Source organism: Anaerospora hongkongensis (genome assembly GCF_004339805.1).
Taxonomy (GTDB): Bacteria; Bacillota; Negativicutes; order Sporomusales; family DSM-15969; genus Anaerospora; species Anaerospora hongkongensis.
Genome location: NZ_SLUI01000020.1, coordinates 1 through 14,996, shown reverse-complemented (window position 1 = coordinate 14,996; position 14,996 = coordinate 1). Strand labels below are relative to the sequence as shown.

Annotated in this window: 15 protein-coding genes and 1 other annotated feature; of the genes, 12 read left to right on the top strand and 3 right to left on the bottom strand. The window is 45.3% G+C overall.

Going from position 1 to position 14,996, the window contains the following annotated elements:
- The first annotated feature begins 119 nt into the window (after positions 1-119).
- Positions 120-386, top strand: a binding site (T-box leader).
- Between the two features lie 79 nt (positions 387-465).
- From ilvB to EV210_RS20755, 5 genes are all read left to right on the top strand, one after another.
- On the top strand, positions 466-2,169 hold the full coding sequence (gene ilvB / locus EV210_RS20775; RefSeq protein ID WP_132083284.1) for a biosynthetic-type acetolactate synthase large subunit: 1,704 nt from the start codon (positions 466-468) through the stop codon (positions 2,167-2,169).
- Positions 2,166-2,666 (top strand): acetolactate synthase small subunit, encoded by a 501-nt coding sequence (gene ilvN / locus EV210_RS20770; protein WP_132083283.1) that lies wholly within the window; start codon positions 2,166-2,168, stop codon positions 2,664-2,666. Before ilvB ends, ilvN begins: the two co-directional genes overlap by 4 nt.
- A complete protein-coding gene (gene ilvA, locus EV210_RS20765) occupies positions 2,666-3,664 on the top strand; it encodes a threonine ammonia-lyase (RefSeq protein WP_132083282.1) in 999 nt (332 codons plus the stop codon). The genes ilvN and ilvA overlap by 1 nt, the downstream gene beginning before the upstream one ends.
- Before the next feature lie 140 nt (positions 3,665-3,804).
- Positions 3,805-4,098: a DUF2325 domain-containing protein gene (locus EV210_RS20760; protein ID WP_132083281.1), complete on the top strand. Its 294-nt coding sequence runs from the start codon at positions 3,805-3,807 to the stop codon at positions 4,096-4,098.
- Positions 4,091-4,717 carry a DUF3793 family protein gene (locus tag EV210_RS20755; protein WP_132083280.1) on the top strand — a complete coding sequence of 209 codons (627 nt, stop codon included), beginning with the start codon at positions 4,091-4,093 and terminating at the stop codon, positions 4,715-4,717. The genes EV210_RS20760 and EV210_RS20755 overlap by 8 nt, the downstream gene beginning before the upstream one ends.
- 163 nt (positions 4,718-4,880) lie before the next feature.
- Here EV210_RS20755 and EV210_RS20750 read toward each other — a convergent pair whose 3' ends face one another.
- The gene (locus EV210_RS20750; protein WP_132083279.1) at positions 4,881-6,068 is read right to left on the bottom strand and encodes an MFS transporter; all 1,188 of its coding nucleotides are present in this window, start codon (positions 6,066-6,068) and stop codon (positions 4,881-4,883) included.
- A gap of 224 nt (positions 6,069-6,292) precedes the next feature.
- On the opposite strand from EV210_RS20750, the gene pyrF reads away from it, so the two are divergent.
- The 5 genes from pyrF (at position 6,293) to EV210_RS20725 (ending at position 11,410) form a co-directional block, all read left to right on the top strand.
- Positions 6,293-7,033 (top strand): orotidine-5'-phosphate decarboxylase, encoded by a 741-nt coding sequence (pyrF, locus tag EV210_RS20745; protein WP_243650658.1) that lies wholly within the window; start codon positions 6,293-6,295, stop codon positions 7,031-7,033.
- Between the two features lie 17 nt (positions 7,034-7,050).
- Positions 7,051-8,292, top strand: a complete 1,242-nt coding sequence (locus tag EV210_RS20740; protein ID WP_165898985.1) for a dihydroorotase — start codon at positions 7,051-7,053, stop codon at positions 8,290-8,292.
- A gap of 216 nt (positions 8,293-8,508) precedes the next feature.
- Positions 8,509-9,018, top strand: a complete 510-nt coding sequence (locus EV210_RS23185; RefSeq protein WP_243650657.1) for a hypothetical protein — start codon at positions 8,509-8,511, stop codon at positions 9,016-9,018.
- 133 nt (positions 9,019-9,151) lie between these two features.
- Positions 9,152-10,285 (top strand): glycosyltransferase, encoded by a 1,134-nt coding sequence (locus EV210_RS20730; RefSeq protein ID WP_132083277.1) that lies wholly within the window; start codon positions 9,152-9,154, stop codon positions 10,283-10,285.
- Complete coding sequence (locus EV210_RS20725) at positions 10,286-11,410, top strand: mannosyltransferase family protein (protein WP_132083276.1); 1,125 nt, start codon at positions 10,286-10,288, stop codon at positions 11,408-11,410. It begins immediately after the preceding gene.
- On the opposite strand, the gene EV210_RS20720 is transcribed toward EV210_RS20725, so the two are convergent.
- Positions 11,385-12,371 (bottom strand): bile acid:sodium symporter family protein, encoded by a 987-nt coding sequence (locus EV210_RS20720; RefSeq protein WP_132083275.1) that lies wholly within the window; start codon positions 12,369-12,371, stop codon positions 11,385-11,387. The genes EV210_RS20725 and EV210_RS20720 overlap by 26 nt on opposite strands.
- A gap of 87 nt (positions 12,372-12,458) precedes the next feature.
- The gene (locus tag EV210_RS20715; RefSeq protein WP_132083274.1) at positions 12,459-12,950 is read right to left on the bottom strand and encodes a rubrerythrin family protein; all 492 of its coding nucleotides are present in this window, start codon (positions 12,948-12,950) and stop codon (positions 12,459-12,461) included.
- Between the two features lie 85 nt (positions 12,951-13,035).
- Between EV210_RS20715 and EV210_RS20710 the strand changes: the two genes are divergently transcribed.
- A complete protein-coding gene (locus tag EV210_RS20710; RefSeq protein ID WP_132083273.1) occupies positions 13,036-14,268 on the top strand; it encodes an aminopeptidase in 1,233 nt (410 codons plus the stop codon).
- Positions 14,269-14,298: 30 nt separating this feature from the next.
- The gene (locus EV210_RS20705; protein ID WP_132083272.1) at positions 14,299-14,754 is read left to right on the top strand and encodes a hypothetical protein; all 456 of its coding nucleotides are present in this window, start codon (positions 14,299-14,301) and stop codon (positions 14,752-14,754) included.
- The last annotated feature ends 242 nt before the right edge of the window (positions 14,755-14,996 follow it).

Sequence of the window (14,996 nt, the reverse complement as noted above, 5' to 3'; positions counted from 1 at the left end):
TATCACACGATACGATTCTTCTGTTTTTTTAATCCTGTAAACTATTTTAGTCCTTCATGAAAACAAAAGTGTTGACAGCAGGGAGAATGTTTTGTATCATTAATACAAATTACAGATGAAAAATGACGATGAACGGAAGAGTAGTTATAGTTTAGGATGTTTTCAGCGAGCCGGGATTGGTGTGAGCCGGTAATGTCGATTATAATGAAAATCATCCGTGAGTTGCGCGCTGAACGAATGAGTAAGCCGTGCCGGGCCTCTGTGGAGGAAACGCCACCCGTTATTGTGGGCGAGGTATCGAGTAATTTTATACTCCGTACCTGTTGAGAGACTATGGGCAACCATAGTAATTTGGGTGGTAGCGCGGATTAACCTCCGTCCCTTTTTATAGGGGACGGAGGTTTTTTGACGTTTAAAAACAATTCAATTGCACAATATGAGATGAGCAATGAGGAGGCGGTTTTGTTGAAATTATTAGGTGCGGAAGTAGTAATTGAAGCCTTGAAAAGAGAAGGCGTTGAGCTGGTTTTTGGCTATCCCGGCGGAGCGGTATTAACTCTTTATGATGCCTTATATAAAACAAATTTTCCCCATATTCTCACTCGCCACGAGCAGGGAGCAGTGCATGCCGCTGATGGCTATGCTCGGGCCACTGGTAAAGTAGGCGTTTGCTTTGCTACATCCGGGCCGGGCGGAACAAACTTAATTACGGGTATTGCCACGGCTTATATGGATTCTGTTCCGTTAGTGGCTATTACCGGTCAGGTGGGCGTGTCGCTGATTGGCAAAGATTCTTTTCAGGAAGCAGACATGTGCGGAATTACCACACCGATAACCAAACATAATTATCTTGTCAAAAAAGCCCAGGAACTCCCCCGGGTTTTAAAAGAAGCTTTTCATATTGCTCGCACAGGCCGGCCGGGGCCGGTAGTCATTGATATATCGAAAGATGTTTTTAACTCGATCATTGAGTTTGATTACCCGGACAGCGTTGCGCTGCGCGGCTACCGTCCGCTTTTTGCCGGTGAGGAGGCCGCAATTGATGCAGTAGTTACCGCACTGCAGCAGGCTAAAAAACCGCTGCTGTTTGTTGGCGGCGGGGTTAATCTTTCTGATACGGCTGAGCAGCTGCGCGAGCTTACGGCCCTTACAGGCGTGCCGGTTACGGCCAGTCTGATGGGGTTAGGCTGTGTTGCCAGTGATGCGCCGGAGCACTTGGGAATGCTGGGGATGCACGGCACCTATGCCGCTAATATGGCTACAGTAGAATGTGATTTGCTGATTGCGCTGGGAGCACGCTTTGATGACCGTGTAACCAGCCTGGTAAAAGATTTTGCTCCACAGGCTAAGATTGTGCATTTTGATATTGATCCAGCGGAGGTCAATAAGAATGTACGCTGTGATTTACGGGTGGTTGGCGATTTACGCTGGTCTTTACCACTGTTTGTTGACAAATTCAGGCAAGCTGCGCTGCCGCAGGCCTACCAGGAGACAATTGGTGCATGGCGGCTGCAGGTTGAGGCCTGGAAAGAAGAAAATCCCTTAACGTACAATCGGGCCAGTGAGGCTGTGATGCCGCAGGAGCTTATTGAATGTGTAAGCAAGCTGACACAGGGCAAAGCCGTTATTGTCACCGATGTGGGCCAGCACCAAATGTGGACCGCACAATACTATACGTTTACTAAACCGCGGTCGCTGCTGACGTCCGGCGGCTTAGGGACAATGGGCTATGGCTTACCGGCGGCTATGGGGGCCCAATTAGGCTTGCCGGAAAAACCTGTCGTTTTGTTTACCGGTGACGGCAGCATCATGATGAATTGCCAGGAGTTGGCCACAACTGCCGACAATGGTTTGCCGCTTAAGATCATCGTATTCAATAACCAGGTGCTGGGGATGGTAAACCAGTGGCAGCGGACATTTTACGGCCAGCGTTATTCTCACTCTACGACAAAGGGCGCCACTGATTTTGTTAAGCTGGCAGAGGCAATGGGAGTCACTGGAATCCGTGTGGCCTGCAGAGAGGAGTTAGCACCTGCTTTACAGCAAGCATTCGAGCTGGAGGGACCGGTCCTTGTTGAGGTGCTGTTACCGGCAGCGGAAGATGTTGTACCGATGGTGCCGCCTGGCGGCAGGCTGGATCAAATGATATTAGGAGGTCTGGAATCGTGAAATATACCTTAGCCGTCTTAGTAGAAAACCGACCGGGTGTACTGACACATATTTCAGGTCTAATCAGCCGCAGGGCTTTTAATATAGAAAGTATTGCCGCAAGTCATACGGAAGAGCCGGATACGACCCGGATTACGCTTGATGTGGAAGCGGGCGATGAAATTGAGCTGGAGCAGGTTGTCAATCAATTATCAAAACTGATCGATGTGATCAAAATAGTAAACTTGACGCATGTTGATTCTATTCAGCGCGAATTGGCACTGATTAAAGTGAAGGCAAGCAAAGTCAATCGCCCGGATCTGGTCGATATCGTAGAAATCTTCCGTGCTAAAATTGTCGATATTAACAGGGAAACAATGGTGATTGAGCTCACGGGGGAACAGAGCAAAATTGATGCGTTGTGCGAAGTGCTTGCCGACTTCGGCATTATAGAAATCGTCCGTACCGGTAAAATTGCGCTGTCCCGGGGCGCAATGCCAGCAAAGGAAACTGAGTAATGATGAATACTTTATCGTACGAGTTAACACTAGCACAAATTAAAGAGGCTTTGCTCCGGATCCGTCCGTATGTTCATAAAACGCCGCTGCAAAGCTGCCGTACCTTAAGCGAGATAGCCGGCAGGAATGTTTATCTGAAATTGGAAAACATGCAGAAAACCGGCTCGTTCAAGCTGCGTGGTGCTGCGAATATGATTTATGGATTACACCTCCAGGATGCTGAACGGGGAATTATTTGCGCCTCGGCAGGCAATCATGCCCAGGGAGTGGCCTGGGCGGCAAAAGCCCGCAATATCCCTGCTGTTGTCGTAATGCCAAGTCATGCTCCTGCTGCGAAAGTAAAAGCTACTGAAGCATATGGTGCTAAAGTTTTTCTCCACGGTGCAAGCTACGATGATGCCTACGCCTTTGCCCGTCAATTGCAGCAGGAAGAGAACATGAAATTTATTCACGCCTTTGATGATGAGGCTGTTATGGCAGGGCAAGGCACCATTGCGTTGGAAATTATGGCAAAGTTATTCGATGTGGATGCTATCGTAGTTCCGGTTGGCGGCGGTGGATTACTGGCGGGAATTGCTGTGGCCGTTAAAGAACATAATCCTAAAGTAAAAGTGATCGGTGTCCAGGCGGCAGGTGCTGCCGCTATGGCTCAATCATTTAAACAGGGGAATATTACCGGGCTGAGTGAGGTACAGACCATTGCTGACGGCATTGCCGTGAAACATCCGGGAGAATTGACGTTTCACTATATCAGGCAATATGTAGATGATATTGTTACGGTAACGGATGAAGAAATCCAGGAAGGAATGCTGTTCCTGCTTGAGAGGGGAAAGCTTACGGCAGAAGGAGCCGGTGCGGTAGGCGTAGCTGCGCTGCTGGCCCAGAAGCTTCAGATGAATGCAAAGAACCTGGCAGTCGTTGTCAGTGGCGGAAATGTTGATCCGTTGCTGTTGTCCAGGGTTATTACAGGAAAGCACAGGCAAACTACAAGTGCCTAAAATAGGGTAAACAAGGAACCTTCAGCTGTCTAGGGTTCCTTGTTTTTGGTTTCCCCGGCAAATTATACTTGACAACTGTCCAAAAATTGCCTATCATTAGTGATAATGATAATCAATATCACTAATGGAGGGAAGCTGTTATGTCAGTTGTTATAGTAGGTGGAGACCATTTAGGTAATATAGAGCAAAAACTGCGGTTAATGGGCGTGACTGAATTGATTCATGTTACTGGCCGTAAAGTAAAGCATAAAAAGAATATTCGATTACCTCAGGAAGCGGCTTTTGTGTTGATCTTCACTGACTATATTAACCACATGACGGCATTGATGGTAAAGGACGCCGCTAAATCCCTTTCTATCCCGACTGTATTTGCGAAACGGAGCTGGAGCTCCATTGAATCCTGTCTGAAGGTAGGTGGATTAGTGAATGCATAACTCACTCAGCCATCTGGATGAAGAACAACATAAAGCCGTCAGTGCTTTTTCCGAGTGGCTTGTCAGCAGTCTATCCCCAACAATATGCGGCAGCAAGCCGTCAACAGTACTTACGATGACGGATATACGGTTCCAGCCATTGCTTGCTTTGTGGCGTACTTATGGGAAACAGATTCTAACCGGCAGTGTTATTCAGTTTACAGTACTGTATACGTCGAAAGACAGGGAAACGGTCCTTTTTTACAGGCCGTCGATCCTGGAGCAGTGCTTAATTCATAATTTACACAGAAAATTTCTTCTGCAATTTGGATATCCCATTAGTAGTGGGCTTGAACCTTGTCTTAAGGTGCTGCAAAACCGCTTTCAGCAATGCTGTCCTCATGAAGTGGGAGTACTGCTGGGAATTCCGCTAAAAGATGTTTTAGGGTTTATGGGATTGGAAAATTTACCATTAACATGCCGGGGCGAATGGTGTGTATACGGTAATCCTGATGAATCACTGGCTGCAATGAAGCAATATGCTGATGACCGGATATATGTAGACAAACTGCTGGCTAATGGTATTGCTCCGCAGGAAATTTTAGGTGGTAAGTTGGCAGAACTGGCTCTTGCAATATAAAGAGTAAAAAATTCCGGCGATGGTCCGGAATTTTTTACTTATGTGTAATTGAATCAATATACAAATCAAGAACGGATGATAGGGAAGATAAAAGTCTGAATCCATTTTTAGGGTGCTAATAAAGCAAAAGCTCCATGACGAAAATGCCATGGAGCTTTTGCCTTTATAGATTATCCGTGCAGGGAGTGGAAGGAGCTGTCTGTCCGTAAAATAGTGCTATCGGAATGATGACTAACAATGCGCAAACCAGATACATAGTAGCGAGACCTGCATAGTCGGACAGCAGGCCCAGCAATATGGAGCCGAGGCCTACACCCAGATCAAAGGCTGTAAAGATGGTTCCATTGGCAGCTCCCCGTCGCAATGGTTCTACCCGGTTAATAGCTAAAGCCAGTGTTGTGGGTTGAACAATACCAAAGCCGATACCCAGGCATAGACCGGATAAGATAAAACCGACATAACCAGCGGCAAAAAAAAGCAGGAGAAAGGATGACGCTAAAGCGGCGAAGCCGATCGCCATAATCGTTTTCGGACCACTCGAATCAAGCGCTTTTCCGGCATAGGGACGGCTGAGGATTAATGTGCTGGCATAAGCCAGAAAATAACTGCCTGGATTGGCAATAGCAAGCTCTTTACCCAGTAAAGTAACGAAAGAAATGATGCTGCTGTATAGAATCGCAATAAAAAAAGTGATGACAGCGTAAATCAAAACTCTAGTTTCAAAAAGCGTAGTCAGGCGTATTTCTACCGGCTGTTGCGTATGCGCAGCTGCAGTTTCTTTAAAAGTAATGGCAAGCACGCAAATCAGTGCGGCTGCTGCTAGTAACGAACTGCCGGCAAATAAAACTGTAAAGCTTGTATGGCTCACGATTACTAATCCCAGGGCAGGACCAGCTGCCATGGCAAAAGTATTTGATAAACCGTAGTATCCAATACCTTCTCCCCGCCTTGCTGCCGGAACGATATCAGTAGCTACCGTGCCGGCGGCTGTTGTGGCAAAGCCCCAGCAAAGGCCATGGAACATTCTGATAATAAATAAAACCAATACAGTAGTGGCAATATTGTAAATTGCAATTGCTGCGGCCAATAAGAGCAACGAGATAAACAGCACCACTTTGCGCCCGGTCGTATCAACTGCAAATCCCGCAAGAGGCCGGGCAATAACAGCTGCTAAGGCAAAAAAGCCAAAGATATAGCCAACTGCACTGACATCGCTGCCTAAATAATCGGTAACAAAGAGTGGTAATGTGGGTAATAAGCAATAAAAGCTGATAAATACCAGCAGATTTGCTGTAAAAATCAGTAGGAAATCTTTTGTCCATAAAGGCTGCTGCGGCGTAGTAGTATTCATAGTATGACTCCTCATTTTAAGTTAGTAAGTTATCATTCGAATAAGGGTGGAGATTTCCCTGCCTGCTATGCATCGTCAGAATGTTTGCTCCAATCCGAGCGCATATTGTTGTCTATGTGCTAAAAAGCTGGACGCTGTAATTAAACCGCAGTAAGATAACAATATCGAAACACGGTCCATAAGGAAAATTTGCGTCTAGGAAGACATAAGAGGGGGAGACAGTAGTGGTCAGACAGCATCATCGTTTGATTCTTGCCCTGGATGTGCCGACAATGGAGGAGGTAAACCAGATTGTCGATTCGGTGGGTGATTTAGTTGATTGTTATAAAGTCGGCATGGAAGCATTTTATAGTATGGGACATACGGTGCTTGCCCAGTTGGCAAGCCGCAATAAACAAGTATTTGTTGATTTGAAGCTTCATGATATACCAACAACTGTCGGCAAGACCGTTAAAGCCCTTTGTCAGTTTTCTCCCGCTTTTATTACACTCCATGCGGCAGGCGGGATAAAAATGCTGAAAGCTGCTAAAGAAGAGGTTGAGCTTTGGGAGAGCAGGACACAGCGGCCCCGGCCTAAGCTGCTGGCAATCACGGTGCTAACGAGTCTAGGGGAGCGGGATTGGGTGGAAATTGGCTATCAAAGTCCGATTAGAGAATCGGTTCTGCGAATGGCGGTTATGTGTAAAGAAGCCGGTATGGATGGTGTGGTTGCTGCTCCGCAGGAGGCTGCAGCAATTCGGGCTCTATGCGGCTCTGACTTTTTAATTGCTACGCCCGGCATCCGGCTTCAGCCGGAACGTGATGGCGATCAAACGAGAACAGCAACACCTGCACAGGCGATTAAGGCGGGAGCCCATTATCTGATCGTAGGAAGGCCCGTCCTGGCGGCAGGCAGTCCGCGCGAGGAAGTAAAGCATATACTGCAGGATATGGACGAATATATGGCACAAACGAAAGCTAGATAGCAATGGGGGTGGGATATGTGTCTGCGCAACTGCTGAAAAACGGTAGAGTGATTGATCCCGGGCAAAATATTGACGGCATTCAGGACGTGTTGATTAAAGAAGGGAAAATAGCGGCAATTGCTGCCGATATTCATTGCGAAGACAGTGAGCAGGTAGATTGCAGCGGGTTATGGATTACTCCAGGACTGGTAGATGGACATTGCCATTTGCGCGAACCGGGTGCAGTGCATAAGGAGACGATCGCCTCCGGCACCCGGGCAGCGGCTAAGGGCGGATTTACAACCGTTCTGGCGATGGCTAATGTTACTCCTGTTCCGGCAACTCTGAAGGACTATCGAAAAATCCAGAGCATAATCGAGCAAACAGCGGCGGTACATGTAGTTCAGGCTGCCAGCGTAACCAAAGATTTGAAAGGCCGTGATCTTTGCGACATGGCTACCTTGGCTGCTGCCGGTGTTAAAGTTTTTTCCGACGACGGATACTTTATTGACCGGGCAGCCGTTCTCTATCAGGCCTTGAAGCTTGCTGCCAAACTGGATGTTACATTAGCTCTGCATGAAGAGGATACATCATTAAAGCTGTATTGGCCTACGGCCTATGAGCCTTTAAATGAAATTGTGGCTATCGCTCGCGACTTGGAGATATTACGGGTAACTGGCGGAAAGGTTCATTTTCAGCACGTTAGTACAGCCCGGGGAGTGGAACTAATCCGCAAAGCTAAGCGGGAAAAACTGAGTATTACTGCCGAGGTGTGCCCTCATCACCTTATGTTGACACAAGAAGCAATTTATACCCACGGGACGAATGCCAAAATGGCGCCGCCGTTAAGAACAGTGGAGGATATTGCGGAACTCATCAAAGGCCTGGACGATGGTACGATAGATCTAATTGCTACTGATCACGCACCTCATGCTGAAGATGATAAGAATACAGTCTTTGACCTTGCTGCCAATGGTATTATTGGTTTTGAGACAGCCTTGCCGCTAATGCTGAGTGAATTGGTACAGCGGCGCGGCTTTTCTCCCTCCTGGTTAATTGAGCGGATGAGTACTATTCCGGCACGGGTTTTTTCTTTGCCGGGTGGCAGCCTGGCCGAGGGAGCGCCTGCTGATATTTGTGTTATTGATCCCAATAGGCAATGGGTGATTGATAGGCAGCAAATGGCATCCATGAGCCGTAATACTCCTTTTCACGGCACCGAAGTCAAGGGAGCGGTTATGCAGACATTCGTTGGCGGTAAGCTGATTTATCAACTATGATAACAAAGAATTATTCTTGTATACTTGCATTGAAAAATAACAAACTAATAGCACGAGTAAATTGTTCAGTGGCTTAGCGATAAAGGGGAAAGGAACTTTTTTACAATTAAAATACAGAACTTTACTTGTCATTGAAAAATGTTCCGGGTATGCTCGGACGCTTAAAATTGCAAAATAAAGATGGATTCCAATAAACATTAAAAGGGGGATTCATCTATGGAAAACAAACAACAAAAGAACAGTAAACAAACAGGTACTCTTACTTCCCAGTATGATCTCAACAGCGGCACTTCCAGCATGAGCAGCAATAGTACCTCCGGGATGGGCGCTAGTTCTTACAATGCAGGAACTAGCTCCAGTACGCAGGCCAGCAAAGCTCAATATGGTACAATGACTGCTACCCAGGATGCCAACAACGACTACAGCAGCAGTGCAATGTCTACTGGCTCCGCAGGTGCAAGCTCCAGTACGCAGGCCAGCAAAGCTCAATATGGTACAATGACTGCTACCCAGGATGCTAACAACGATTACAGCAGCAGCGCTATGTCTTCTGGTGCAAGCTCCAGCGCCAGCACACAGTCCAGCAAGGCTCAGTATGGCACAATGACTGCCACTCAGGATGCTAATAATGATTACAGCAGCAGCACCAGCAGCTATAGCAGCAAAAATGCTACTAATAAAACTACTGGCGCTACGCTTACCGAAAAATACGACATTAACGAGTAATCATCATAACAGGACAAACCTTTTGGTTTGTCCTGTTTTTGTTTTGGGAAGTGTATGTTTTTTCAATAACTAAAGCAATCTATCTATGAGAGCCGATTGCATTATGAGAAAAACATCTGAAAGGATGACTTCCATGCATATAACAATTGTAATTCCTACCTATAATGAACGGGAAAATGTTTGCTTAATTACCACGCGTATTCGCAATGTTCTGGAAGGCAAGGGGTATAGTTATGAGATTTTGTTTATTGATGACAGCTCGGACGACACCCCTAGTGTACTACAGGAATTAGCAGGCCGGTTTACGGAGGTACGTTATATACACCGCTGCGGAATAAAAGGGCTGGCATCCGCTGTAGTAGAGGGCTTTAATCAGGCCAGGGGCGATTACATTATTGTAATGGATGCCGATCTGCAGCATCCACCCGAATTAATACCGCTAATGATAACCCGTTTGCAAGCATCGGATGTTGTTATACCCAGCCGGTTTATTAGTGGTGGTTCCGATGGTGGTTTAAATTGGGTTCGCAAGCTGATTTCCTGGAGTGCCCGCGCAATAGGCCGTTTTTCTATTAAAAGACTCCGGAGTATTTCTGATTGTACCAGCGGGTATTTCGGTATTAACCGGGCCGTTGTTGAGCAAGTAAAACTGGAGCCAATTGGCTGGAAGATTCTAATGGAAGTCCTGGTTAAGGGGAAATATTCCTCCGTCCATGAAGTACCGTATGCGTTTGAAGCCAGGGATGCAGGCCAGTCCAAAATGAGTTTTAATGAGCAAGTTAATTATATTAAGCACATTGTGCGCTTAATTCACTATAGTCCGGAAGATTCCCGGTTTTACTTATTTTGTATGATTGGAACATTAGGGGTTTTTGTTAATCTGTTTATTTTGAGTCTGTTTCTGACAATTTTTCGCTTTGATGATCTAACGGCGTCTATTGCCGCATCTATTATTGCAATGACGCATAATTTTGTTTGGAATGACAACCTAACCTGGAGAGGGCATCAAAATCCTATTGTATGGCGACGTGCATTGCAGTTTCCCCAGTTTGCCCTGATCTGCGGTTTCGGCATTGGCATTACAGCTTTTTGTGCCCGCTTGTTTGTAGCTCTCGGCTATAATATTTATGCAGGTCAATTTATCGGGATATTATTAGCAACTTTTTGGAGTTTTTCGGCTAACAATAGATGGACATGGGCGAGCAGCCCGGCTGATAAAGAGGAGATCTGTAAAGCAAAGTTAACAGTAACGCAGGAGAGAGTTTAAATGCACCGGTATGATGCTCTTGTAAAAGCAGTTGGTTACCCTGTCTTGCTGCACAGCATCATTGTTGCTGCAGCGGCTCTGTTGTCGCTGCAAGTACCAGAGCAGGTGCCTGCCGGCTTTATTAATCCTTTGTTAACTCCAACGTACCCCTTTGTGGAAAAGTTTGTAAAATGGGATGCCCATTGGTATACTTATGCTGCGCAGCAAGGCTATGACCAGCAGAGTATCGTCTTTTTTCCGGCAATTATCCTTTTGCTCAGGGGCGTCTGGCAGCTTGGCATACCTGTTAGTTTAGGTGGATTTGTTATTTGTAATTTATTTGCAATAGCCAGTTTTTTTATGCTGTATTTGCTATTGCGCAAAGATTTTTCCGAGCGTATCACACAGCGGGCATTATACGCGTATGCCGTTATGCCCACATCCTTTTTTCTAAACAGCATTTATACGGAATCACTTTTTCTGACATTTTCCCTAGCTTGCATCTATTTCACCAGACAAAGACAATGGTGGCTGGCAGGACTTTTTGCAGCATTGGCGGCACTCACGAGAAACCTCGGTATTTTTCTTATGCTGGTAATGATTTGCGAATATATTGCGCAGTATTGGCGCCGGCGGAGGCCGGAGTTTTCCCTGCTGGCCTTCGCATTACCTCCATTAGGCATACTTGCATTTATGGGCTATAATTTGTGGCGAGTAGGCAGTGCGGTTGCTTTTATCAACGGACAGAAGGCATGGGGAAGGCAATTTGAATATCCATGGGTGAACATTTGGAATAACATTCGCCTGCTAGACAATACCTTTCCCCAGGTTCAGCCTGGTGTACTGCTGGATACTGTTCTTGTTGCCGGCTGCCTGGTAACGCTGCTGAGCCTAACGTTTATGACCCGTTTCAAAATCCGCTTATCTTACTTGCTGGTGGGGTGGCTGTGGTTTTTAATTCCGTTGTTTTCCACATCCGCATGGTTTCCTCTTTATAGTATGTCCCGGTTTATTTTGGTCATCTTTCCTGTTTATGTGTGGATAGGGCAATTGCCTAATCTGTTTTTTTATAGTTATATGGTAGTCAATATGTTGCTGCTACTCTTGTGTACATTCTGGTTTACCGGTTGGCGCTGGCTTGGCTAACGGAAGTTTCTTTTTGCGGAGGCTGTTGCTTATAGATATAAGGAATAATTGCTGCAATCGGCTGCTGAAACAGCATACCTAATGTGATTGGCAAGGCAGCAGCTGCAGGAAAATAGGTAAGGGCTAATACGAGGCCAAAGCTTAGATTGCGCAGTCCAACATTATAAATCATGGCGATTGTTGTATCATAGCGTTGTTCTTTTGTTATAAACGACCCCAGATAGCCGAGAAAATAACCGGCAGTAACAATGAACAGTGTAACGAGCAAGGTTTTCAGCAGACCGCTGCTCCAATGAACTTCCGGCGCAACCAGTCCGGCGCTGATAAGAATTACGCCAAAAAAGCCGATTTTTGATGTGAAACCGCCAATATGCTTGGCAAAATGTACTGCCTTTCCTTTCGTCCAATCATGGACAGCCATTCCCAGCAGACTGGGAAGAGTAATCATGGCCAGAAGCTCCACGATCATAGCAGTGTAGTTTATCTGCAGGCTTTGACCAAGAATCAGCTTAAAATACAGCGGCAGGAGAAGGGGAACAAGCAGCGTATCAAGTGTTACTGTTACGAGAGAAATAGCAGTATTGCCTTTTGATAATTCCGTCCAGATAACAGAGGTTACTCCGACCGGTATGCAAGCGCATATTAAATAGCCAATACGGATTAAAAAATCATCAGGATATAATAGCCTGCCTACCAGCCAAGCGGCAAGCGGTGTGATAAAATGAATTAAGGAAAGTGTCCATAAGGGAATCCAAGGCTGCCGCAGAACTTCAATAAATTTCGTGAAACTAATTGACAGAGAAGTTATAAAAGTCATATAACCAAATAATGCGATAACCAGAAAACGCGTTACGGGCGAAGCGGGCAGCTGAAGAAAAAAACCCATGAATAAAGCGAATAAGACGACTAGAAACATATGGCTTGACAGCCAGTCATTCCAAAGACGTAGTTTTTGTTGCATGTCATCCTCCTCAAGGTCAGCATTTTACCAATCACTTGCTATTATATACAATAATCGCCCTGCAAGGTGCAGGGCGATGAAAGAAATTTAATATTTTTTGTAAGCGCTCGATTTAGCGCCGCATATGGGACATTTATCAGGGGCGTCATGCTCGGCAACATGTCCGCACACCGTACAGAGATAGACATCATAGACTTCCTTATTGCCAAGGTTGTCCAAGGCTTTCTTAAACAGTTCGGCGTGAACCTTTTCGCTTTCATTGGCAAATTTAAAACCGCGGGTAGCTGCGGTCATACCTTCTTCTTCCGCTTTGGCAATGAACGGCGGGTACATCTTGGTGAACTCATAGGTTTCGCCGTTGATAGCGGCCTGAAGGTTTTCCGCAGTTGAACGTATGCCGCCATTGTTGCGAAAGTGGGTGTGGGCATGGATGGTTTCTGCTTCTGCGATTGCTTCAAAAAGTTTGGCCACTTGCGTATAACCGTCGGCGGTCGCTTGTTTGGCGTAGGCCAGATATTTACGGTTTGCCTGAGATTCTCCTTCAAAGGCGGCAGCTAAGTTTTCTTCCGTTTTAGACATGTTTTGCACCTCTCGTTTGTAAATCATACATATAGTATGATCATATAAAATTAAGGTATTCAAAAATTGGAAAAGGAGCTAAAAAATGGATAGAACATTACAGGAAAGATATGCCCGGCTCATTATCAAGACAGGAATCAACATTCAGCCTAATCAAACACTTGTTATTACCTCCCCGATTGAGTGCGCAGAATTTACGAGAATCATTACTAAAATTGCGTATCAGGAAGGGGCTAGAGAAGTCGTAATCAGCTGGAAAGATGAGCTTTCCTCCCAAATCCGGTTTCTTGAAGCGCCGGAGGAAATCTTCGAAGAATTCCCAGATTGGCAGAAGGATTTTTATCTAAGTTATTTACATAAAGGTGCGGCATTTTTACGAATTTCTGCTGAGGATCCGGAACTAATGAAGGATGTGAATCCCGAAAGAGTGATGAAGGCTCAAAAAGCAAGCAGTAGCGCTCTAAAGGAATACCGGGAAAACTTAATGAGCAATAAAAATGTTTGGTCAATCGCTTCTATGCCAACAAAAGCCTGGGCAAAAAAAGTGTTTCCCAAGCTAGCTGAGGAAGAAGCGGTCGAAGAGCTGGGTAAAGCTATCTGCAAAACGGTGAGAGCCGACCAGGAGGATCCTGTTGCGGCCTGGAAGAAGCATGTGCAAACCTTGAAGAAAAGTATGGACTTCATGAATTCGCATAAGTTTAAGACCCTTGAGTATAACAACTCTTTAGGAACAAACCTTACGATTGAATTGCCAGAAGAGCATATTTGGCTTGGCGGCTCCGAATATTCGGCCAGTGGAGTAGAGTTTATTGCTAATATGCCGACAGAAGAAATATTTACATTGCCCAAAAAGACCGGTGTTAATGGAACTGCTGTTAGTTCTAAGCCATTAAACTATAATGGCAATTTAATCGAAGAGTTTACACTGACCTTTAAAGACGGCAAAGTTGTGGATTGTAGTGCCAAGAAGGGCGAGGAAATTCTAAAGAAGCTGATTGCAACAGATGAAGGTTCTTGTTATCTTGGTGAAGTAGCCTTAGTTCCGCATGAATCGCCGATTTCACAGTCCAATATCTTATTTTATAATACTCTTTTTGATGAAAATGCATCCTGTCACCTTGCTTTGGGTAAAGCATACTCTGTTTGTATTGAAGGCAGTGACAACAAAAGTAAGGAAGAATTACAGAAACTAGGCATGAATGATTCTCTCATTCATGAAGATTTCATGATTGGCACGGCTGATTTAGCTATCGTTGGCATTACTGCCACCGGCGAAAAAATACCGGTATTTAAAGATGGCAATTTTGTTTTTAAATGAAGATGAAATAACAGCGGGAGTGGAAAGGATATGAAACGTTTTAGTGTTTATCCAATTGGCATGCCCAATATGCCGAACACTTGGCTGGATACAGGTTTTAGCCTGTATCCAGCTGAGCAGGACGGTTCTGAACGGCCGGATGTACTCCTTATTGGCAAAGAAACTACTTGCAGCAAGCTTCTCGAAAGCATACAAGTGTATATGCCCAAAGTGGTTATTGGCGCTGGTTATGAAAGTCTGGAGCTAACAGCAGCACTCAAAGAAGTCTATCAACTGCATACTTGGCAAGCACAAGGCCTGTGCTATTGCATAGCAACAAGTATTGAAGCCGAGCTTGATTTGCCTCAGTGGCATTTATATAGCGCAGAAAGTGGAGAGCGGCACAAGGCAGTCAGTGATAGCATCTATCGTCATTTGCTGTACGAAGTGTTTCGGGAAACACGGGAATGGTGTGGACATACATTTTCAGTGGTTACCGGATTATGATTATTCATAAATACGTGGCAAGTAATCAAATGAAATTGTACTGATGCAAACGAATTAGACTTATTTTATAAAAAGCTTAAAATGTTGTTGACATGCTATATTAAATATAGTATTCTATATAAGTCGCTGAACGAAATGCGACAAAACGAAAAAAACATGTTGACAGAACAAAACAGTTATGTTAACATAAATAAGCTGTCACCGCGACAAGCGATGACAACGAAAACAAAGTGTTCCTTGAA